Source organism: Noviherbaspirillum malthae (genome assembly GCF_015352985.1).
Classification (GTDB): domain Bacteria; phylum Pseudomonadota; class Gammaproteobacteria; order Burkholderiales; family Burkholderiaceae_D; genus Noviherbaspirillum; species Noviherbaspirillum malthae.
This window is the reverse complement of sequence record NZ_JACYXF010000009.1, coordinates 122,665-140,808: the sequence shown is the minus strand read 5'-3', so window position 1 is coordinate 140,808 and position 18,144 is coordinate 122,665. Positions and strand designations below refer to the sequence as shown.

At 59.8% G+C, this 18,144-nt stretch carries 18 protein-coding genes; 8 read left to right on the top strand and 10 right to left on the bottom strand.

The features are described 5' to 3' along the window. Positions 1 to 188: 188 nt before the first annotated feature. Both groES and groL read left to right on the top strand, forming a co-directional pair. A complete protein-coding gene (groES, locus tag IGW03_RS14570; RefSeq protein ID WP_151637024.1) occupies positions 189 to 479 on the top strand; it encodes a co-chaperone GroES in 291 nt (96 codons plus the stop codon). 52 nt (positions 480 to 531) lie between these two features. Next, entirely contained in the window at positions 532 to 2,187 is a 1,656-nt protein-coding gene (gene groL / locus IGW03_RS14565; protein WP_194723287.1) for a chaperonin GroEL, read from the top strand. 133 nt (positions 2,188 to 2,320) lie between these two features. Here the strand turns inward: groL and IGW03_RS14560 are convergent, their stop codons facing one another. The 3 genes from IGW03_RS14560 to IGW03_RS14550 all read right to left on the bottom strand — a co-directional run bounded on the left by IGW03_RS14560 (position 2,321) and on the right by IGW03_RS14550 (position 5,050). Next, a complete protein-coding gene (locus IGW03_RS14560) occupies positions 2,321 to 3,127 on the bottom strand; it encodes an enoyl-CoA hydratase (protein ID WP_194723286.1) in 807 nt (268 codons plus the stop codon). Further along, positions 3,114 to 4,031: a ribosome biogenesis GTPase YlqF gene (gene ylqF, locus IGW03_RS14555; RefSeq protein ID WP_194723285.1), complete on the bottom strand. Its 918-nt coding sequence runs from the start codon at positions 4,029 to 4,031 to the stop codon at positions 3,114 to 3,116. Before ylqF ends, IGW03_RS14560 begins: the two co-directional genes overlap by 14 nt. Positions 4,032 to 4,108: 77 nt before the next feature. Beyond that, on the bottom strand, positions 4,109 to 5,050 hold the full coding sequence (locus tag IGW03_RS14550; protein WP_194723284.1) for a histone deacetylase family protein: 942 nt from the start codon (positions 5,048 to 5,050) through the stop codon (positions 4,109 to 4,111). A 247-nt stretch (positions 5,051 to 5,297) separates the two neighbouring features. Between IGW03_RS14550 and IGW03_RS14545 the strand changes: the two genes are divergently transcribed. The 4 genes from IGW03_RS14545 to mltB are packed head-to-tail and all read left to right on the top strand — an operon-like array spanning position 5,298 to position 10,492. Then, positions 5,298 to 6,218: an AAA family ATPase gene (locus tag IGW03_RS14545; protein ID WP_194723283.1), complete on the top strand. Its 921-nt coding sequence runs from the start codon at positions 5,298 to 5,300 to the stop codon at positions 6,216 to 6,218. 4 nt (positions 6,219 to 6,222) lie between these two features. Next, complete coding sequence (locus tag IGW03_RS14540; protein ID WP_323744974.1) at positions 6,223 to 7,236, top strand: DUF58 domain-containing protein; 1,014 nt, start codon at positions 6,223 to 6,225, stop codon at positions 7,234 to 7,236. Continuing rightward, positions 7,233 to 9,335: a transglutaminase TgpA family protein gene (locus IGW03_RS14535; protein ID WP_194723282.1), complete on the top strand. Its 2,103-nt coding sequence runs from the start codon at positions 7,233 to 7,235 to the stop codon at positions 9,333 to 9,335. The genes IGW03_RS14540 and IGW03_RS14535 overlap by 4 nt, the downstream gene beginning before the upstream one ends. Continuing rightward, positions 9,326 to 10,492 (top strand): lytic murein transglycosylase B, encoded by a 1,167-nt coding sequence (mltB, locus tag IGW03_RS14530; RefSeq protein WP_194723281.1) that lies wholly within the window; start codon positions 9,326 to 9,328, stop codon positions 10,490 to 10,492. The genes IGW03_RS14535 and mltB overlap by 10 nt, the downstream gene beginning before the upstream one ends. A 119-nt stretch (positions 10,493 to 10,611) precedes the next feature. Here mltB and IGW03_RS14525 read toward each other — a convergent pair whose 3' ends face one another. Continuing rightward, on the bottom strand, positions 10,612 to 11,148 hold the full coding sequence (locus tag IGW03_RS14525) for a YaeQ family protein (protein WP_194723280.1): 537 nt from the start codon (positions 11,146 to 11,148) through the stop codon (positions 10,612 to 10,614). A 111-nt stretch (positions 11,149 to 11,259) separates the two neighbouring features. On the opposite strand from IGW03_RS14525, the gene IGW03_RS14520 reads away from it, so the two are divergent. Both IGW03_RS14520 and IGW03_RS14515 read left to right on the top strand, forming a co-directional pair. Next, the gene (locus IGW03_RS14520; RefSeq protein ID WP_194723342.1) at positions 11,260 to 11,865 is read left to right on the top strand and encodes a DUF1415 domain-containing protein; all 606 of its coding nucleotides are present in this window, start codon (positions 11,260 to 11,262) and stop codon (positions 11,863 to 11,865) included. Positions 11,866 to 12,317: 452 nt separating this feature from the next. Further along, a complete protein-coding gene (locus tag IGW03_RS14515; RefSeq protein WP_194723279.1) occupies positions 12,318 to 12,653 on the top strand; it encodes a hypothetical protein in 336 nt (111 codons plus the stop codon). Between the two features lie 33 nt (positions 12,654 to 12,686). Here IGW03_RS14515 and cysM read toward each other — a convergent pair whose 3' ends face one another. From cysM to IGW03_RS14485, 6 genes are all read right to left on the bottom strand, one after another. Then, positions 12,687 to 13,589 (bottom strand): cysteine synthase CysM, encoded by a 903-nt coding sequence (cysM, locus tag IGW03_RS14510; RefSeq protein WP_194723278.1) that lies wholly within the window; start codon positions 13,587 to 13,589, stop codon positions 12,687 to 12,689. 164 nt (positions 13,590 to 13,753) lie between these two features. Further along, positions 13,754 to 14,128, bottom strand: a complete 375-nt coding sequence (locus IGW03_RS14505; RefSeq protein ID WP_194723277.1) for a ComEA family DNA-binding protein — start codon at positions 14,126 to 14,128, stop codon at positions 13,754 to 13,756. A gap of 113 nt (positions 14,129 to 14,241) precedes the next feature. Continuing rightward, the gene (gene rfaE1 / locus IGW03_RS14500) at positions 14,242 to 15,174 is read right to left on the bottom strand and encodes a D-glycero-beta-D-manno-heptose-7-phosphate kinase (RefSeq protein ID WP_194723276.1); all 933 of its coding nucleotides are present in this window, start codon (positions 15,172 to 15,174) and stop codon (positions 14,242 to 14,244) included. Further along, positions 15,171 to 16,544 carry a UDP-glucose dehydrogenase family protein gene (locus tag IGW03_RS14495; RefSeq protein WP_194723275.1) on the bottom strand — a complete coding sequence of 458 codons (1,374 nt, stop codon included), beginning with the start codon at positions 16,542 to 16,544 and terminating at the stop codon, positions 15,171 to 15,173. The genes rfaE1 and IGW03_RS14495 overlap by 4 nt, the downstream gene beginning before the upstream one ends. 29 nt (positions 16,545 to 16,573) lie before the next feature. After that, complete coding sequence (gene lapB, locus IGW03_RS14490) at positions 16,574 to 17,749, bottom strand: lipopolysaccharide assembly protein LapB (RefSeq protein WP_194723274.1); 1,176 nt, start codon at positions 17,747 to 17,749, stop codon at positions 16,574 to 16,576. Positions 17,750 to 17,770: 21 nt separating this feature from the next. Next, positions 17,771 to 18,085: a LapA family protein gene (locus IGW03_RS14485; RefSeq protein ID WP_194723273.1), complete on the bottom strand. Its 315-nt coding sequence runs from the start codon at positions 18,083 to 18,085 to the stop codon at positions 17,771 to 17,773. Between the last annotated feature and the right edge of the window lie 59 nt (positions 18,086 to 18,144).

The following is an 18,144-nucleotide window of genomic DNA, read 5'->3' as shown; positions in this document are numbered from 1 at the left end:
CAATAAGCAAATAAGCACTCTTGAAAAATCAAAATCACGCCCATATACTTAGCACTCGTTAGGGGAGAGTGCTAACAACTTCCTCTGGCCCACTCATTTTTCCATGTAGCGGCGCTGCACGGTCAAATACGATTTGCAGCAAGCCTTGCCGCAAAAAACTATAACTTATTGATTTTTAAGGAGTTTGTATGAACCTTCGTCCATTGCACGATCGCGTCATCGTCAAGCGCCTCGACCAGGAAACAAAAACTGCGTCCGGCATCGTTCTCCCGGATGCAGCCGCCGAGAAGCCGGATCAGGGCAAGATCCTCGCAGTCGGCAACGGCAAGATCCTCGAAGATGGCAAAGTTCGCGCGCTGGAAGTGAAAGTCGGCGACATCGTGCTGTTCGGCAAGTACTCCGGCCAGACCGTCAAGGTCGAAGGCGAGGAACTGCTGGTCATGCGCGAAGAAGACATCATGGCAGTCGTGCAGAAGTAATTGCCGAGTCTTCCAACGTACCTACAAACGAATAAATTAAGGAGTATCGAACATGGCAGCTAAAGACGTAGTTTTCGGCGATGCCGCCCGTGCCAAGATGGTCGAAGGCGTCAACATTCTCGCCAACGCCGTTAAAGTCACTCTCGGCCCGAAAGGCCGCAATGTTGTTCTGGAGCGCTCCTTCGGCGCCCCGACCGTCACCAAGGACGGCGTTTCGGTCGCGAAAGAGATCGAACTCAAAGACAAGCTCATGAACATGGGCGCGCAGATGGTCAAGGAAGTCGCTTCCAAGACATCCGACAACGCTGGTGACGGTACTACGACCGCAACCGTTCTGGCCCAGGCCATCGTCCGCGAAGGCATGAAGTATGTTGCCGCCGGCATGAACCCGATGGATCTGAAGCGCGGCATCGACAAGGCAGTTGCTGCCACCGTCGAGCAGCTCAAGACAGTCGCTCGCCCCTGCACCACTTCCAAGGAAATCGCCCAGGTCGGCGCCATCTCCGCCAACTCCGATGCTTCCATCGGCGACCGCATCGCTGAAGCCATGGAAAAAGTCGGCAAGGAAGGCGTGATCACCGTTGAAGACGGCAAGTCCCTCAACGACGAACTCGACATCGTCGAAGGCATGCAGTTCGACCGCGGCTACCTGTCCCCGTACTTCATCAACAACCCGGAAAAGCAAGTTGCCGTTCTGGAGAACCCGTTCGTCCTGCTGTTCGACAAGAAGATCTCGAACATCCGCGACCTGCTGCCGGTTCTGGAACAAGTGGCAAAGGCTGGCCGTCCGCTGCTGATCATCGCTGAAGACATCGAAGGCGAAGCGCTGGCAACCCTGGTTGTCAACAACATCCGTGGCATCCTGAAGACTTGTGCAGTCAAGGCTCCGGGCTTCGGCGACCGCCGCAAGGCCATGCTGGAAGACATCGCCATCCTGACAGGCGGCCAGGTCATCGCTGAAGAAGTCGGCCTGACACTGGAAAAAGCAACCCTGAACGATCTCGGCCAGGCAAAGCGCGTCGAAATCGGCAAGGAAAACACTACCCTCATCGACGGCGCCGGCCAGGCATCCTCGATCGAAGCGCGCGTCAAGCAGATCCGCGTCCAGATCGAAGAAGCGACTTCCGACTACGACCGCGAGAAGCTGCAGGAGCGCGTTGCCAAGCTGGCAGGCGGTGTTGCAGTGATCAAGGTGGGTGCTGCTACCGAAGTCGAGATGAAAGAGAAGAAGGCACGTGTCGAAGACGCGCTGCACGCAACCCGTGCCGCCGTTGAAGAAGGCATCGTTCCCGGCGGCGGCGTTGCCCTGCTGCGCGCTCGCGCCAACATCAAGGACCTGAAAGGCGACAATGCCGACCAGGACGCAGGCATCAAGATCGTTCTGCGCGCCATGGAAGAGCCGCTGCGCATGATCGTGACCAACGCCGGCGAAGAAGCATCCGTCGTTGTCAACAAGGTCATGGAAGGCCAGGGCAACTTCGGCTACAACGCAGCCAACGGCACCTACGGCGACATGGTTGAAATGGGCGTGCTGGATCCGGCCAAGGTCACTCGCTCTGCCCTGCAGAACGCAGCTTCGATCGCCAGCCTGATGCTGACCACCGACTGCACAGTCTCCGAGCTGGTTGAAGACAAGCCGGCTGCTGCTGGCGGCATGGGCGGTATGGGTGGCATGGGCGGTATGGGTGGCATGGACGGCATGATGTAATTGCCGCTCCGAAGCGCTCCATCGCTTCGCTGCAAAAAAGCCCGCGGGATTCAGGTCCTGCGGGCTTTTTCATTTAACGTTCACGCGGCTCGGCGGCTTGATTCCATCGGACTGGGCCTCTGCGAGTTTCGTATTACTGTTGTTGCGCCTTCCAGGCGGGAGCACGCTTCTCGATGAAAGCCTGCACGCCTTCGAGCGCGGAATCATCCATCATGTTGCAGGCCATTGTCTGCCCGGCAAGCTGGTAGGCTGCGCCGATACCCATTTCCAGTTGCTTGTAGAAAAGCTGCTTGCCCATGGCCACTGCCGTGGCGGGTTTGGCAAGGATACTTGCCGTCAGCTTTGCGATTTCCGCATCCAGTGCCTCGGGGGCGGCGACCCGATTCACCAGGCCGCGTTCAAGCGCCGTTTCGGCATCGATGAAGTCGCCGGTCAGCAGCATTTCCATGGCCTGCTTGCGGGGAATGTTGCGGCTCAAGCCGACCGCCGGCGTCGAGCAGAACAGCCCGTAGTTCACGCCCGATACCGCGAACATGGCCTCAGTCGACGCCACCGCCAGGTCGCACATCGATACCAGCTGGCAGCCGGCCGCAGTGGCAATGCCCTGCACGCGCGCAATCACCGGCTGCGGCAACTGCTGAATGGTCAGCATCAGCTTCGAGCACTGGTTGAACAGCTTGCGGTAATAGTCTTCCGACGGCGACGCCCGCATCTGCTTGAGGTCATGGCCGGCGCAGAACGCCCTGCCCGCCGCCGCCAGCACAATGATGCGGACATTTGCATCTGCTTTCGCCTGGTCCAGCGCCGTCTGCAATTCCGTCAGCATCTCTTCCGACAAGGGGTTGAATTTCCCGGCGCGGTTGAGCGTCAGGGTCAGTACGCCGCCATTGAAATCACGCAGCACATAGGGTGCCTCGGTCAGGACATCACTCATCGTCATCCTCCACATCCGGCGCCGCCCGCTCACCCAGCGAAGGCGGCGGATTGTAGGTAGCCAGCAGATGCTCGCGGCTTTGCGGCGTCTCCAGGCTGATGCGTCCCAGCGCGCCGCTGCGGTAGTCCAGCAGCAGGGTATGCGCCGCCTTTTCAAAATCGAGATCGCCGCCCTTGAGCCGGTATGCCCGGCGCTTGGCAACGCCTTCGATGACACTGACGCCGTCGATGCCCTCGGTCGCAAACCCGTAGCGGGCCGAGAGCAGCTTCGGATAATGGATGAGCAGCTGGTCGGCAAGAAAGGTTGCCACTTCCTCTTCAATGACGGCATTGGTGCCGACCGCATGGCTGGCGGCCAGCATGAGGCCGTCGGTAGGATGCATGATCTTCGGCCAAAGCATGCCGGGCGTATCGATCAGCACCATGTTGTTGCCGAGATAGAGCCTCTGCTGCGCCTTGGTCACCGCCGGCTCATCGCCCACGGCGGCAACGCGCTTCTTCAGCAGCGCATTCATGAGCGTCGACTTGCCGACGTTGGGAATACCCATGATCATCATGCGCAGCGGCTTGAGGGCGGTGCCGCGGTGCGGCGCGATCTTGAGCGCGAGCCCGGGAACCTTGGCGACGTCGGCCGGCTTCTTGCAGCTGAGCGCTACCGCATGCACGTCTTTCTGTGCGCTGTAATAGTCGATCCAGGCCTTGGTCGCGGACGGATCTGCGAGGTCGCTTTTGTTGAGCAGCTTGAGGCAGGGGCGCTGCCGCTGCTTGCGGAGTTCCTCGATCATCGGGTTGGAGCTGGCCTGCGGCAGGCGCGCATCCAGCACTTCGATGACGAGGTCGGTCTTTTCCATGGATTCCGCCGCCTTCTTGCGGGCGGCGTTCATGTGACCGGGGAACCATTGTATGGACATGCGGGAATCGAATCTGAGGGGAAGCCGCTATTTTACCCGCTGCACGGCCACGCCCCCTGCTCCCCTTGAATGATGCGTCAATCGATCGACGCCAGCGCCTTCACATGGGCCACGACGCTGCGACCGAGCGCCGACAGGTTGTATCCGCCCTCGAGGCAGCTGACGATGCGCCCCTGCGCATGCTCCTGCGCGACTTCCATGATGCGCTGGGTCATCCAAGCATAGTCTGCTTCGACCAGCCCCATCTGCCCGAGGTCATCCTCGCGGTGCGCATCGAAGCCGGCCGAGATGAACACCATCTCGGGGCGGTGCGCATGCAGCGCCGGCAGCCACTTTTCATCCACCAGCTGGCGTATGTCATTGCCCTTGGTGTAGGCCGGCACCGGCAGGTTCAGCATGTTGGGCACGTCTTCCAGCACCGCGCTGTACGGATAGAAGGGATGCTGGAAGAAGCTGACCATCAGCACCCGCGGATCGTTGAGAAAGGCTTCCTCGGTGCCGTTGCCGTGATGCACGTCGAAATCGACGATGGCTACCCGTTCCAGCCCGCGCACTTCCAGCGCATGCTTGGCGGCGATCGCCACGTTGCCGAACAGGCAAAACCCCATCGCTTCCGTCGGCCGCGCATGATGTCCTGGCGGGCGGATTGCGCAGAAGGCATTTTCCACCTCGCCGTCGATGACCGCATCCGTCGCCGCAACGGCCGCGCCTGCCGCGCGCAGGGCCGCATCCCAGCTATGCCGGTTCAGCAGGGTGTCGGCATCCAGCGGATAGTAATCGCCGCCTGCGATCAGCAGCGACTGCACGTTGTTGCGGATGCGCTCCACGGCTGTCTGGCTGTGCACGCGGCGGATGTCGGCCAGATCGGCCTCGGGCGCCTCGCGGTATTCCAGCAGGCCGTCGATGCGGCTGGCAATCAGCTGATCCTCGATCGCCTGCAGGCGAGCCGGCGATTCGGGATGCCAGTGCCCCATTTCATGGCGCTTGCACTCGGGATGGGAAAAGATGGCGGTCGTCATTGTTATCTGCCCGCAGACGGAAGCGGTTCGGGAATGACATCCGGAATCGCGTCGAACATCACGCGTGCATTGCTCCTCGTCAACATAGTAGGTAAGGTCCAGCTACTTCTGCTAGTGTAGCGAAGAAAACAGTGCGCTACAGTCATTTTCTTGACAAAGATTCCAAGGGTGAATGCCGGCGGAAGCCTTGTCAAAAACGATATGCGCGAGCGCCGGCATTCCCCTGTTATTGACTCATTCGACATTCATGTTCGCAAAAATTCATGCCGTGGCCCGGCAGGTAGGTGAAGTGGTAGTGGGCAAGGACCATCAGATACGCCAGGCGCTGGTTTGCCTGCTGGCTGGCGGTCATCTGCTGATCGAAGACGTGCCCGGGGTCGGCAAGACCACCCTGTCGCATGCGCTGGCGATTTCGCTCGGCCTCAAGTTCAACCGCCTGCAGTTCACCAGCGATCTGCTGCCGGCCGATGTCGTCGGCATTTCCATCTTCAACCGCGAAAAGAACGGCTTCGTGTTTCATCCCGGCCCGGTATTCACCCAGGTGCTGCTGGCCGATGAAATCAACCGCGCCACGCCCAAGACCCAGTCTTCGCTGCTGGAAGCGATGGAGGAAAGACAGGTAACGGCGGATGGCGTCACCCGCGAACTGCCCCACCCCTACTTCGTGATCGCCACCCAGAATCCCACCCACCAGATCGGCACCTTCCAGTTGCCGGAGTCGCAGCTCGACCGTTTCCTGATGTGCCTGTCGCTCGGCTATCCCGATGCCGCCGCGGAACGCGCGCTGCTGATGGGCGAGGACCGCCGGGCCATGCTCAAGAATCTGCCGACGGCGATGCAGCCGGAAGAACTGGCGGCCGCACAGAAGGCGCTCAGGGATATTCATGTGTCGGGCGCCCTGGTCGATTATGTGCAGGCACTGGCGCAGGCCTCGCGGCAGAACGGCATGTTCGCCGAAGGCCTCAGCCCGCGCGCCTCCATCGCCCTGCTGCAGGCGGCGCGCGGCTGGGCGGCGCTGGAGGGACGCAATCATGTGATCCCGGAAGACGTGCAGGCGGTGCTGGTGCCGGTTGCCGCGCATCGGCTGCGTCCGCTCAAGTCGACCGGCAGCTCAGCGCTGGGCAGCCGCGACCTGGTGCTGCAGCTGATGAAGTCCGTGCCGGTGTGAACGCGTGGACAAGCGCCTTTCCCTGTATAGCCGGTTCGAACACGCGATACGCGGGCAGCTGAGCAAGCTGCTGCTGCGCAGCCGTCATGCGGAGAAAGGCGAAGTCTTCCTGAACCAGCGCAGGGTTTTCATCGTGCCGACGCATCCCGGCCTGCTGTTCTGCGTCATGCTGGTGACCCTGTTCATCGGCTCCATCAATTACAACCTCAGCCTGGGCTTCGGCTTCACGTTCCTGCTGGGCGGATGCGCGCTGATCGACATGCACCTCACCTTCCGCAACATGGCTCACCTGCACCTGCTCGCCGGCCGTGCCGCGCCGGTATTCGCCGGCGAAGAGGCGCAGTTCGAACTCAGCCTGATCAATCGCCGCAAGCATGACCGCTATGCGATCTGGCTCGACTTCGTCGCCGATGACCGTCCCGACCTGGCGCAGGCCGTCGATATCGGCGCCAACTCCACGCGCAGCGTCGTCCTCTCGACGCCAGCCCTGGAGCGCGGCTGGATGCAGGCGCCGCGCGTTCGCCTGCAGACGCGCTTTCCGCTCGGTCTGCTGCGCGCATGGAGCTACTGGCATCCTGATGCGCGGGCACTGGTCTATCCGCGCCCGGAAGATGACGCGCCTGAATTGCCGGCCTCCGGCAGCGACAAGGGCGACGGCCTGGGCAGCGACGGCCAGGATGACTTTGCGGGTATCCGCGGCTATCAGGCAGGCGATTCGCTCAAGCGCCTGGCCTGGCGCCAGATCGCCAGACTTGATCTGGAACACGGCGGCAGCCTGGTGACCAAGCATTTCGAAGGCGGCGCCGCCACCGAGATCATGATCGACTTTCATGCCCTGCCCTTGTCCATGGACACGGAACGCAAGCTGTCGCGCATGACGCGCTGGGTGATGGAAGCCGAAGCGCGCGGCGTGGCCTACGGCTTCCGTCTCGGCGACATCAGCTTTCCGGTTGCGATCGGACCGGCGCATCGCGAAGCGTGCCTGACCGCACTGGCCCTGCATCAGAAAACCGCATGAAAATTTTTGCAGATACCTTCAAGAACCTTACCGCACGCACCAAAGGCGCCAGAAGCGCCGGAGGGAGCGGAGGAACTGCAGGGACCGAGCGCAGCACGCGCCCGATGTCTCGCGAAAAGGCCGACACCCTGCTGCTGATCGGCACCTGCGTGCTGGTCCTGCTGCCGCATGCCGCCCACCTTCCCGCCTGGATCATGCCAAGCTGCCTGCTCCTGCTGTTCTGGCGCGGCTGGATCACCTTCCGCGGCAACCGCATGCCCCCGCGCTGGCTGCTGCTTCCGGTGGCCGTGGCAGCGATGGCCGGCGTCTACTGGAGTCATAAAACGTTCTTCGGGCGCGATGCCGGGGTCGCGATGCTGTCTCTGCTGCTGACGCTCAAGCTGCTCGAAATGCATGCCAAGCGCGATTTGTTCATCGTGCTGTTCCTGAGCTACTTTCTCATCCTGTCGAGTTTTTTCTATTCTCAGTCGATCGGCACCGCATTGATGACGGTTGCGGCGGTCGTCGCCATTCTCACCACGCAGGTCTCTTTCCAGTACACCGGCGCTGTTCCTTCGCTCGGCAAGCGGCTGCGCCTGGGCGCAAGCATTCTCGCGATGGCCGCACCGCTGACCCTCGTGCTGTTCCTGCTGTTCCCGAGGATTCAGGGACCGCTCTGGGGCATGCCCGGCGACGCCCAGGGCAGTGGCCGCACCGGCTTGTCCGACAGCATGGCGCCGGGGAATATCTCCAGGCTCGCGCTCTCCGACGATGTGGCATTCCGCGTGAAGTTCGAAGGACAGGCGCCTGCAAATCCACAGCTGTACTGGCGCGGCGTCGTGCTCAGCCAATTCGACGGCCGCACCTGGACGCCGCTGCGGGCCGCACGTGCCGGACGCCTCCAGACCGTGCTGGAAGGCGAACCGCTGCGCTACCAGATCACGCTCGAGCCGCATGGCCGCCGCTGGCTTTTCGCGCTCGAGATGCCGCAAGCCCTGCCCCAGCTTGCCGGCAACACCGCCGCGCTGACTGCGGACGCCCAGATGCTCGCCTCCCAGCCGATTACCGACCGCATCCGCTATGACCTTGCATCGCATATCGGCTATCGCCTGCAGTCGAATGCAAGCGCCGGCATCCTGCAGCAGTGGATCGACCTTCCCGCCGGCTTCAATCCGCGCACGCTGGCGTATGCGGCCGAGCTGAGCCGCAATGCCACGAGCCCGGAGCAGCTCGTCGAATCCGTGCTCAAGAAATTCAGGGCGGAACCCTATCGGTACACGCTCGAGCCGCCTGCACTGGGCAGGCATGCCGTCGATGAATTCCTGTTCGATACCAAGGCCGGCTTCTGCGAACACTATTCCGGCGCTTTTGTGGTGCTGATGCGCGCGCTCGGCATTCCCGCGCGCGTGGTGACCGGCTATCAGGGCGGCGAACTCAATCCGGTCGATGGCTTCATGACAGTCAGGCAATCCGATGCCCATGCGTGGGCCGAAGTCTGGCTGGCGCAGCGCGGCTGGGTACGCATCGATCCCACGGCAGCCGTCGCGCCGGCGCGCGTCCAGCAGAACCTGCGCAACTTCATGCCGCAGCCTGTGCTGGGCGGCCTGTTCAGCCTGGATGCTTCGCAAAATCCGCTGCTGAAAAGCTGGCTGTCGCTGCGCCAGCGCTTCGATGCCATCAACAATGGATGGAATCAGTGGGTATTGAATTACACGCCCGACAAGCAGCGGCGTTTCTTCGAGTCCCTCGGCTTTCCGGACGTGGACTGGCGGACCATGACCGCCGTCATGATGATCTGCGCCATCGCCGCCATGGCCGTGGTGGTTCTGCCATTGCTGCTGCATCAGCGCAAGCGCGATCCGATGACTGCCCTGTACGACGCATTCTGCCGCCGCATGGCGCAGCACGGCCTGGAGCGGCGGCCGCACGAGGGGCCTCGTGCCTATTCGACACGCCTTGTCGCGCCGGAGTCGCCTTTGCCGCAACAAACCAAGGCAGCGCTTGCGCGCTTCCTCGAAGTCTATGAAACTGTGCGCTACGGCGCGCCCGCACCCGATGCCAGGGCGCATGAATTGTCATCACTGAAATTATTGAAATCCCTGTTAGCTGAATGTCGATAAATTTTTTCAAGCCTCCCTTCCGCGCGGCCGCGGCGGTTGTTGCCGCAGCAAGTCTTGCCCTACCTATCACGGGTTGCGCGTCCGGAGCGGCCAATACCGCTGCCAATAGCAAGCCCGCAAACAGCAAGCCTGCGGCCAAGAAGCCCGCCGCCGAAAACCAGCGCAAGGCCGCGGCCAATCCCGACGACGTTGGTGAATTCGCCAACTTCAACCAGTGGAAGGAAGTGTCGGAATTCATCGACATGATGTCCGCGACTCATGGCTTCGACCGCACCGATCTGGAAAACCTGTTTCGCAAGGTGCGGTATGTCGATACCGCGATCCAGCTGATCAAGCCGGCGCCGCCGGGCAAGCCGAAGAACTGGCGCGCCTATCGTGCCCGCTTCGTCGAACCGGTGCGCATCAGGGCCGGCGTCAACTTCTGGGAAACGCATGCCGATGCGCTGGCGCGCGCGGAAGCACGTTATGGCGTCCCCGCCGAAATCATCGTCGGCATCATCGGCGTCGAAACCGTTTACGGACGCAATACCGGCAATTTCCGCGTCGTCGATGCACTGACTACGCTGGCGTTCGATTACCCGCCCACGCCGACGCGTGAAGCGCGCATGAAGTTCTTCCGCGGCGAACTGGAAAACACCCTGCTGCTGGCGCGCGATACACAGATCGATCCGTTCTCGCTGTTCGGCTCCTACGCCGGCGCGGTCGGCTGGCCGCAGTTCATGCCGGGCAGCATTCGCAGATATGCGGTCGACTTCGACAACGACGGCAAGATCGACCTTCGCAATTCGCCGGTCGATGCCATCGGCAGCGTCGCCAACTTCCTCGTTGAACATGGATGGAAACGCGGCGAACCGGTGGTCTTCCCGGCCACCGTATCCGCATCCGACGCGGGCCGCGGCTGGGACATGTTCATCGGTCAGGGCCTGGAAGCAAAATACAAGCTCGACGAAATCAAGGCAGCCGGCATCACCCCCGGCGTGGAACCGCCCGCCGACATGACCTTCGGACTGGTCGACCTGCAGAACGGCGGAGAGCCGACGGAATACTGGCTGGGCGCAGGCAATTTCTTTGCCATCACCCAGTACAACCGAAGCTTTTTCTACGCGATGTCGGTCATCGATCTGGGAAAGGCCGTGCGCAGCGCGCGGGGCGGTTGAATCCGCAGGAAATCAGACAGCCGTACTTCAGCTGCATGCATGGGGCGCCGTTGACGCCGCATGCGTGCGATCCGGCATTCGCAATTGGCTTATCGCTGATTTGCTGACGTGTCGACTGCTCAGACCTTGAGCGAGCCCGCCTCAAGCTGCACCGTTTCCTCGCCGGCACTGAACCAGATCTGGCCATCCTGGATCGTGCATTGCAGCTGCATGGAGCGCTGTGCAAGTTTCGCCAGCGACTGGCTGACCGACGAGGGTATATTGAATACGCGAAGATTCTTTGCCCGTTCCAGCTTCGAGCTCACCTGACTCCACCACACATTGCTGGCGCTGCTGTAGCTGTAGACCACCACCTGTTCCGCCCGGCCGCAGGCCTTGAGCAAACGCTTGTCATCGGGCTGGCCGACTTCGATCCAGAGCTCCACGGCGCCGGTCAAGTCCTTCTTCCACAGATCGGGTTCGTCGTCCGCGCTCAAGCCCTTGCCGAAGACCAGCGCCTCATCGGCGTGCAGGGCAAATGCCAGCAGCCGCATCATCATGCGCTCATCGGTTTCGGAAGGATGACGCGCGATCGTCAGGCCATGAGTCGCATAGTGGTTGCGGTCCATGTCGGAAACTTGAAGGTCGGCTTTGAAGATGGTTGCTTTGAGTGCCATGCGCGATACAGCGGACAATTGGAAGAGCGGCAAATGTACCGCAATCTTCCTGCCCGCGCCATGCGGATGCGAGATAATCGAGCCCCTGGAAAACCAACGACGGCTCAACCCATGGCCATATTGTCACCTGCCGCTGAACATGCGACGGCATTACATCCTTCATCGAAGCAAGTTACCGAAGAAATACAAGCGTGGCTGGTACGCGCGGTCATCGGCCTGAACCTCTGTCCGTTTGCCAAGGCGGTTCATGTAAAAGGCCAGATCCGCTATGCGGTCAGCGATGCCGCCGATCAGGAAACCTTGCTGAAAGACCTGATCGATGAACTGCATCATTTGCAGCAATCCTCCCCAGAGGAACTGGATACTACCCTGCTCATTCATCCCCGCGTGTTGTCGGACTTCCTGGACTATAACGACTTTCTGGAGGTGGCGGATGCAGCGCTGGAGGAAGCGGGATTAGCCGGCGAGATACAGATTGCCAGTTTTCATCCGGATTACCAGTTTGCCGATGCGGACAGTACGGCCATCGACAATTACACCAATCGATCCCCCTACCCCATTCTCCATCTGCTGCGCGAGGACAGCATAGAACGTGCTGTCGAGGCTTTCCCCGATGCCAGCGATATCTATGAGCGCAATATCGAGACGATGCGCAGCTTGGGCCTGGATGGCTGGCGGAAACTGATGGCGGATGCAGGCTCCGGTAACGATGCCTGATTCGGCGCTCTATGATCACTGCTAGATTCTTGCTGGGGTTTCATTGTGCGATGAACAAGAGACTTTTGATTTGTCTCTTGTACCTAGTGAAGAGATGCCCATGTAATAGGTCGGAATGGCATCAATATCGGCAATTACTCCAGAAAAAGCCTTGAATGTCATGAAAACATGAAAAATTTACCCAAGCCGCAAAACGTGGGAGATAAAAGATATTTGCTAATACACCAATAGACTTAAATAGGTACAATTCAATATTGCAAATTTGAAATATTCTTACTATATTGCGTGTATGGAATTGATGTCTTTAGGACATTGATTTTTCTGCACCATGTCCTGTGAACATTGTTGTGTTTCAAAGTTGAAACATTCCACGAGGACACAAGGGTTATTGTGTAGAATAAACTTGCAATTTGGGAATTATTGAGATTACGACTATTTAGCTAGGCACTGTTATGGATGACACCACTGAAAGCGGTAAGCGCGGCACCCGATTGGCCGATCAGGTAGCTTATGATCCCAACAACCTGTTGGACGCGTTGATTGAAAAACTGAATCTGAAAAACGATGCTGCTTTGTCCCGCGCTCTGGAAGTCGCTCCGCCGGTGATCAGCAAGATCCGTCACCGCCGCTTGCCGGTCGGCGCCTCGCTGCTGATCCGCATGCACGAAGTCAGCGATCTCAGCATCAAGGACCTGCGCGTCCTGATGGGCGACCGTCGCGACAAATTCCGTATCAGCGACAAGCAGTTCAAACCCAAGGACGCGCCTTCGTCGGCTGACGCCGAATAAGGCGTCCTCCGCGAGCTATCCGATCTTCCCCGCTCAGGCGGGGAACACTCCGGTTGAAAGATACCGGTCTCCGCGATCGCAGACGATAAAGACTATCGTCGCATTCTCCACGGTCTTCGAAAGCCGCAGCGCAACCTCGCATGCGCCTGCAGCCGAAATGCCGCAGAAAATTCCTTCCTCGATGGCCAGGCGCCGAGCCATCTGTTCCGCAGCTGCCTGGCTGACGTTCTCAACCTGATCAACCAGGGACCGATCGAAAATCCTGGGCAGATAGGCTTCCGGCCATTTGCGGATTCCCGGAATCTGCGAGCCTTCCTCGGGCTGCGCACCGACGATCCTGACAGCCGGATTCTGCTCCTTCAAATAGCGCGATACTCCCATGATGGTGCCGGTCGTTCCCATGGCGCTCACGAAGTGGGTAATGCGCCCTTCGGTATCGCGCCAGATTTCCGGCCCGGTACCCTCATAATGGGATCGTGGATTGTCAGGATTGGCGAACTGGTCGAGAATAATCCCCTGGCCTTCCTTCTGCATCTGCTCGGCCAGATCGCGTGCGTACTCCATGCCCCCGGTTTTCGGAGTGAGCACGATCTTCGCGCCGTAGGCGGCCATGCTCTGGCGTCTTTCCTCGCTGAGATTTTCGGGCATCAGCAAGACCATCTTGTAACCACGCATCGCCGCGGCCATTGCAAGTGCAATGCCGGTATTGCCGCTCGTCGCTTCAATCAGCGTATCGCCCGGCTTGATCTCGCCGCGTGCTTCGGCATGCTTGATCATGGACAGTGCCGGACGGTCCTTGACCGAGCCTGCAGGATTGTTTCCCTCCAGCTTTCCGAGAATGATGTTGTTGCGGCTCGCGGCATCGGCGCCGGGGAGTCGCTGGAGCTTTACCAGCGGCGTATTCCCGATGGTGTCTTCAATAGTCAGGTAAGGCATGGCCAGTTCAAATGCTTTGGTAAAAGTATCATTCTAATCTTAGATGCCATGACACGTACTGAGGGCTCACTTCGAGCATAACTAGGTCACGTCCCGACAAGACGCGCCTGCGAAAGCCTGCATCGTTCCGCAGGCTTTGCAGAGAGGAGTTTTACAGCATCAGATTACTGCGCCGACTCTTTCTTCGCCTCGGCCTTGGCTGCGGCCGGCTGTCCTGCGGCCTTGCCGGATGCCTTCTTGTCGCCGGCCTTGGCATCCTCACCTGCGCTTGCCGCGCGCGCCTGCCCGTTGACCGTCAGCCCGGCGTTGGACAGACGGACAGCGCTTTTGCCGCCGACTCCCTTGACGCGGTTTTCGAGATCGCGCCAGTCCTTGAAGTCGCCCTTCTTGCGCTCATCGAGAATGGCTGAGGAAAGCTTCGGCCCGACGCCGCGTATGCCGTCGAGCGCAGCCTGGTCCGCCTTGTTGACATCGACCTGCGCGAGCGCGAGGTGGAAATTCGTGAGCAGGAATGCGGCAAGTGCCAGTTTTTTGAACATATCGTTCTCCCTTGGATTAAGGCCGGAATGGCCAGAAAAAAGAAAGTTAACGATATATCAACATGGCAAATGTTGTGAAATTAATATTATTTTTTGCCGCCCGATGTTGTCATTCAGCCACCAAACAATTCCTCGTAAGTGACTGTTGCCGTGCCTAGCTTGCCGACCACGATGCCGCCGGCGCGGTTGGCAATGGAGACGGCTTCCGACAGTGATTTGCCCGCGCCCAGCATCGCGGCCAGCGTGGCAATGACGGTGTCGCCTGCGCCCGATACGTCATACACTTCCCGGGCGACGGTCGGGATATTGAGTACCGTGCCGTCCGTGTACAAGGACATGCCCTCCTCCGAGCGTGTGACCAGCAATGCTTCCAGCTCCAGAGATTCCCGCAGCTGATTCGCCTTGGCCGTCAGCTCTTCCTCGCTCTTCCATGCCCCCACGACCTGGCGCAGTTCCGACTTGTTCGGCGTGAGAATCGACGCCCCCTTGTAGCGGCTGAAGTCGTCGCCCTTTGGATCGACCAGGATGCGTTTGCCCAGGCGGCGGGCCGCTGCAATCATTTCACGCACATTGACGAGGCTTCCCTTCGCATAATCGGACAACACGATGACGTCGTACTCGGGCAGCAGTGCATTGAACTGCGTCAGCTTGTCGCGCAGCACGCTGTCGGTGGGCGGATGTTCGAAATCGATGCGCAGCAGCTGCTGCTGACGCCCGATGACGCGCAGCTTGATGATGGTGGAGATGGCCGGATCGCGGTTCAGGTAACTGTTCACCTTCAGATCCAGCAACAGCTGTTCCACGACGTCGCCTGCTTCATCCTTTCCCACCACGCCCAGCAGTCCGGCGCGTGCGCCCAGGGCCACGGCGTTGCGGGCGACGTTGGCCGCGCCGCCGAGGCGCTCATCGCGCCGCTCGACGCGGACGACCGGCACCGGCGCCTCGGGAGAAATGCGGCTGACGTCGCCGAACCAGTAGCGATCGAGCATGACATCGCCGACAACCAGGATGCTTGGGGATTTCAATGGATTGGTAATTTCATTCATGTGCGGTTGATTGCGGTTCTCCCGATGCCATGGTATTCGATACCGGCGTTCGCCATGGCCCAGGGTTCGAACAAATTGCGCCCGTCGAAAATGACGGGTTCTTTCAAAAGACTTTTGATCTGATTGAGATCAGGACTGCGGAAGGCTTTCCACTCGGTGACGATGGCCAGCGCATCCGCGTCCTGCAGCGCTTCTGCGGCGCTGTCGCAGAAGCGGATTTGCTCCAGCAAGCTCGGCATCTCGGCAAAATCGTCGGCCAGCGCCCGGCGCGCCTCATTCATCGCCACCGGATCATACACGGCCACGCTGGCGCCATGCTTGAGAAGCTGGCGCAGCAGGGCTCTCGACGGCGCATGGCGCATATCATCGGTATTGGGCTTGAACGCCAATCCCCAGATGGCGAAATGCCGCTTGCCGAGATCGTCGCCGAAGCGCTGGATGATCTTGCGGCCGAGCACATGCCTTTGCCGCTCATTGACTTCGGCCACTGCCTGCAGGATCTGCATCCTGTGATCGTATTGCGCGGCGGTATGACGCAGTGCCTGCACATCCTTGGGAAAGCAGGAGCCGCCGTATCCGCAGCCGGCATACAGGAAACTGTAGCCTATGCGCGGATCGGAGCCGATGCCATGACGCACGGCTTCGATGTCCACGCCGACCTTGTCCGCCAGGTTGGCCAGTTCGTTCATGAAGGAGATGCGCGTCGCCAGCATGGCGTTGGCTGCGTACTTGGTGAACTCCGCCGAGCGCACATCCATCCAGAACGTACGCTCGCGATTGCGGTTGAACGGCGAATACAGCTGCTTCATCATCGAACGGGCCCGCTGCCCCTCGGGCGTGTCGTCGCAGCCGATGACGATGCGGTCCGGCCGCATGAAATCCTCGACCGCCGCCCCCTCCTTCAGGAATTCCGGATTCGACACCACCGCAAAGTCAATTCGGGTGCCGCGCGCGGTCAATTGTTCGAGAATGACTTCCTGCACGCGGCTTGCGGTGCCGACAGGTACGGTCGATTTGTCGACCACGACCTTGAAATCGTGCATGTGCTGTCCGATGCTGCGGGCAGCGGCGAAAACATGCTGCAGATCCGCAGCGCCGTCCTGGTCCGGCGGGGTGCCGACGGCAATGAACTGGATATCGCCATGGTGAACGCTGGCGGCGATATCGGACGAGAAAATCAGCCGGCCGGATGCATGGTTGCGGACGACGAGTTCTTCGAGTCCTGCCTCATGGATCGGGATGACACCGTTGTTGAGAAGATCAACTTTATTCTGATCGAGGTCGAGACAGAATACTTCATTGCCGACCTCGGCAAGGCACGCTCCGGTAACAAGACCGACGTAACCCGTGCCGATGATGGTAACTTTCATGGTGTCCGATCAATGAGGGTTTATTGGCATCAATTCATGACGTTCAACTCTTCCGTACGACGAGGTGGATAGGATTCCCAGTGGCTGCAGCCCGGGCATTGCCAGTAATATTGGCGTGCCTTGAATCCGCAATGGCTACACTGGTAACGCGCAAGCTTCTGCGTATAGCCATGAACAAGATTCTTGACGAGTGACAGTTCGGGGCGGACCTCGGGTGGCGCCTCCATCAGACGGGCCTCGAGAAACTTGTCCAGCCCGAGCAGGGTTGGCGTGCGCCGCAATTCATCGCTGACGATATGGTTGGCCGCATCGACCCCATCCAGCTCGAGTACTGCTTTGAAAACAACCTCAAGCAAATCAATGGATGGTGCTTGTGCAAGATAGTTCTTCAGGAGATTGAGCCCTTCTTGCGCCCGCCCAACCGACTTATAACCATCCATGAGGCGCTGCGCCACCAGCGCGACATGCGGAACACTCTGCTGCTCGACCCTGCGCCACGCCAGGAGTGCAGCCTCCGTATCGCCCTTGGCAAGATACGCATCGCCGATGAGCATGGCTGCACGCACATTGCTGCGGTCGGTGGCAAGCGCCTTATCAAGCAGGGCGAGCGCTGCGTCAGGGTGGGTATGCACCAGTTCATCCTGTGCCAGTTCGCAATAGAACTGGGCAATTTCCTTCTGGCGTGCGCCGGCGCCGGAATCCTGCAATGCCTTGGCGGCATCAATGGCCCGCGTCCATTCCTTTTCGCGCTGATAGATTTCCAGGAGCGCCCGGCGTGCCTGCGCGCCGTACTGGGTATCGATAAGACTGTTGAAAGTTTCTTCGGCGCGGTCCAGCAGGCCGGCCTTCAGGTAATCCTGCCCGAGTTCATATTGGGACTGCATCTGGTATTCCTGAGGCAGGTCCGGCCTTGCGAGCAGGTTCTGGTGCACGCGGATCGCACGTTCGATCTCTCCGCGGCGGCGAAACAGATTACCCAAGGCAAAGTGAAGCTCTATCGTTTCCGGGTCGAGTTTCACGATTTCAATGAACGCGTCGATCGCCTTGTCTGGCTGCTCATTGAGAAGAAAATTCAATCCCTTGAAATAGCCCTTCGGCAAGCTGCGCGACTCGGAGACCAAGTGCTTGATGTCGACCCGCGCGGCTATCCAGCCCAAGCCGAAGAATACGGGAATAGCAAGTAGCCACCAGGTTTCAAATTCCATGCTTTTTCTTGTTGTAGGTGATCATCCGTTGATGACGCTGTCCGGCTGCGGAGGAAGCGTACGCTCCTTGAGCTGCTGGGCCTTTTCCTGCTCCATGCCGACAAGGATTTTCTTTTGGCGGCCAAGTTCACGGCGATAGCGAAACAGCGTCGGCAGCATGGCAAGAATGCCCAGCGATGCACCTCCCACGAAGAAGCCCAGCAGCAGCATGACGAGGGGGCCGCGGATTTCGTAATCGAAGAAGAAGCGCAGCGCAGCTTCCTGCGTGTTTTTCAGTGCAAAGCCGAAGAACAGAACAAACAGAATGACAGCAATGATACGGAAAAGAATTTTCATGCTGCCGAAGCTCCGTCGATGAGTGGATCCGGTTGTTTAACCATGGAGAGGAACAGGAC

What these genes read in the sequence shown, in the direction of transcription:
- ylqF (WP_194723285.1), bottom strand. Translation starts at nt 4,031, where the DNA reads ATGTCCATACAATGGTTCCCCGGTCACATGAACGCCGCCCGCAAGAAG.
- IGW03_RS14485 (WP_194723273.1), bottom strand. Translation starts at nt 18,085, where the DNA reads ATGAAAATTCTTTTCCGTATCATTGCTGTCATTCTGTTTGTTCTGTTC.
- mltB (WP_194723281.1), top strand. Translation starts at nt 9,326, where the DNA reads ATGTCGATAAATTTTTTCAAGCCTCCCTTCCGCGCGGCCGCGGCGGTT.
- IGW03_RS14505 (WP_194723277.1), bottom strand. Translation starts at nt 14,128, where the DNA reads ATGTTCAAAAAACTGGCACTTGCCGCATTCCTGCTCACGAATTTCCAC.
- IGW03_RS14550 (WP_194723284.1), bottom strand. Translation starts at nt 5,050, where the DNA reads ATGACGACCGCCATCTTTTCCCATCCCGAGTGCAAGCGCCATGAAATG.
- IGW03_RS14535 (WP_194723282.1), top strand. Translation starts at nt 7,233, where the DNA reads ATGAAAATTTTTGCAGATACCTTCAAGAACCTTACCGCACGCACCAAA.
- IGW03_RS14515 (WP_194723279.1), top strand. Translation starts at nt 12,318, where the DNA reads ATGGATGACACCACTGAAAGCGGTAAGCGCGGCACCCGATTGGCCGAT.
- groES (WP_151637024.1), top strand. Translation starts at nt 189, where the DNA reads ATGAACCTTCGTCCATTGCACGATCGCGTCATCGTCAAGCGCCTCGAC.
- lapB (WP_194723274.1), bottom strand. Translation starts at nt 17,749, where the DNA reads ATGGAATTTGAAACCTGGTGGCTACTTGCTATTCCCGTATTCTTCGGC.
- IGW03_RS14520 (WP_194723342.1), top strand. Translation starts at nt 11,260, where the DNA reads ATGGCCATATTGTCACCTGCCGCTGAACATGCGACGGCATTACATCCT.
- IGW03_RS14525 (WP_194723280.1), bottom strand. Translation starts at nt 11,148, where the DNA reads ATGGCACTCAAAGCAACCATCTTCAAAGCCGACCTTCAAGTTTCCGAC.
- IGW03_RS14560 (WP_194723286.1), bottom strand. Translation starts at nt 3,127, where the DNA reads ATGACGATGAGTGATGTCCTGACCGAGGCACCCTATGTGCTGCGTGAT.
- IGW03_RS14545 (WP_194723283.1), top strand. Translation starts at nt 5,298, where the DNA reads ATGTTCGCAAAAATTCATGCCGTGGCCCGGCAGGTAGGTGAAGTGGTA.
- rfaE1 (WP_194723276.1), bottom strand. Translation starts at nt 15,174, where the DNA reads ATGAATGAAATTACCAATCCATTGAAATCCCCAAGCATCCTGGTTGTC.
- IGW03_RS14495 (WP_194723275.1), bottom strand. Translation starts at nt 16,544, where the DNA reads ATGAAAGTTACCATCATCGGCACGGGTTACGTCGGTCTTGTTACCGGA.
- cysM (WP_194723278.1), bottom strand. Translation starts at nt 13,589, where the DNA reads ATGCCTTACCTGACTATTGAAGACACCATCGGGAATACGCCGCTGGTA.
- groL (WP_194723287.1), top strand. Translation starts at nt 532, where the DNA reads ATGGCAGCTAAAGACGTAGTTTTCGGCGATGCCGCCCGTGCCAAGATG.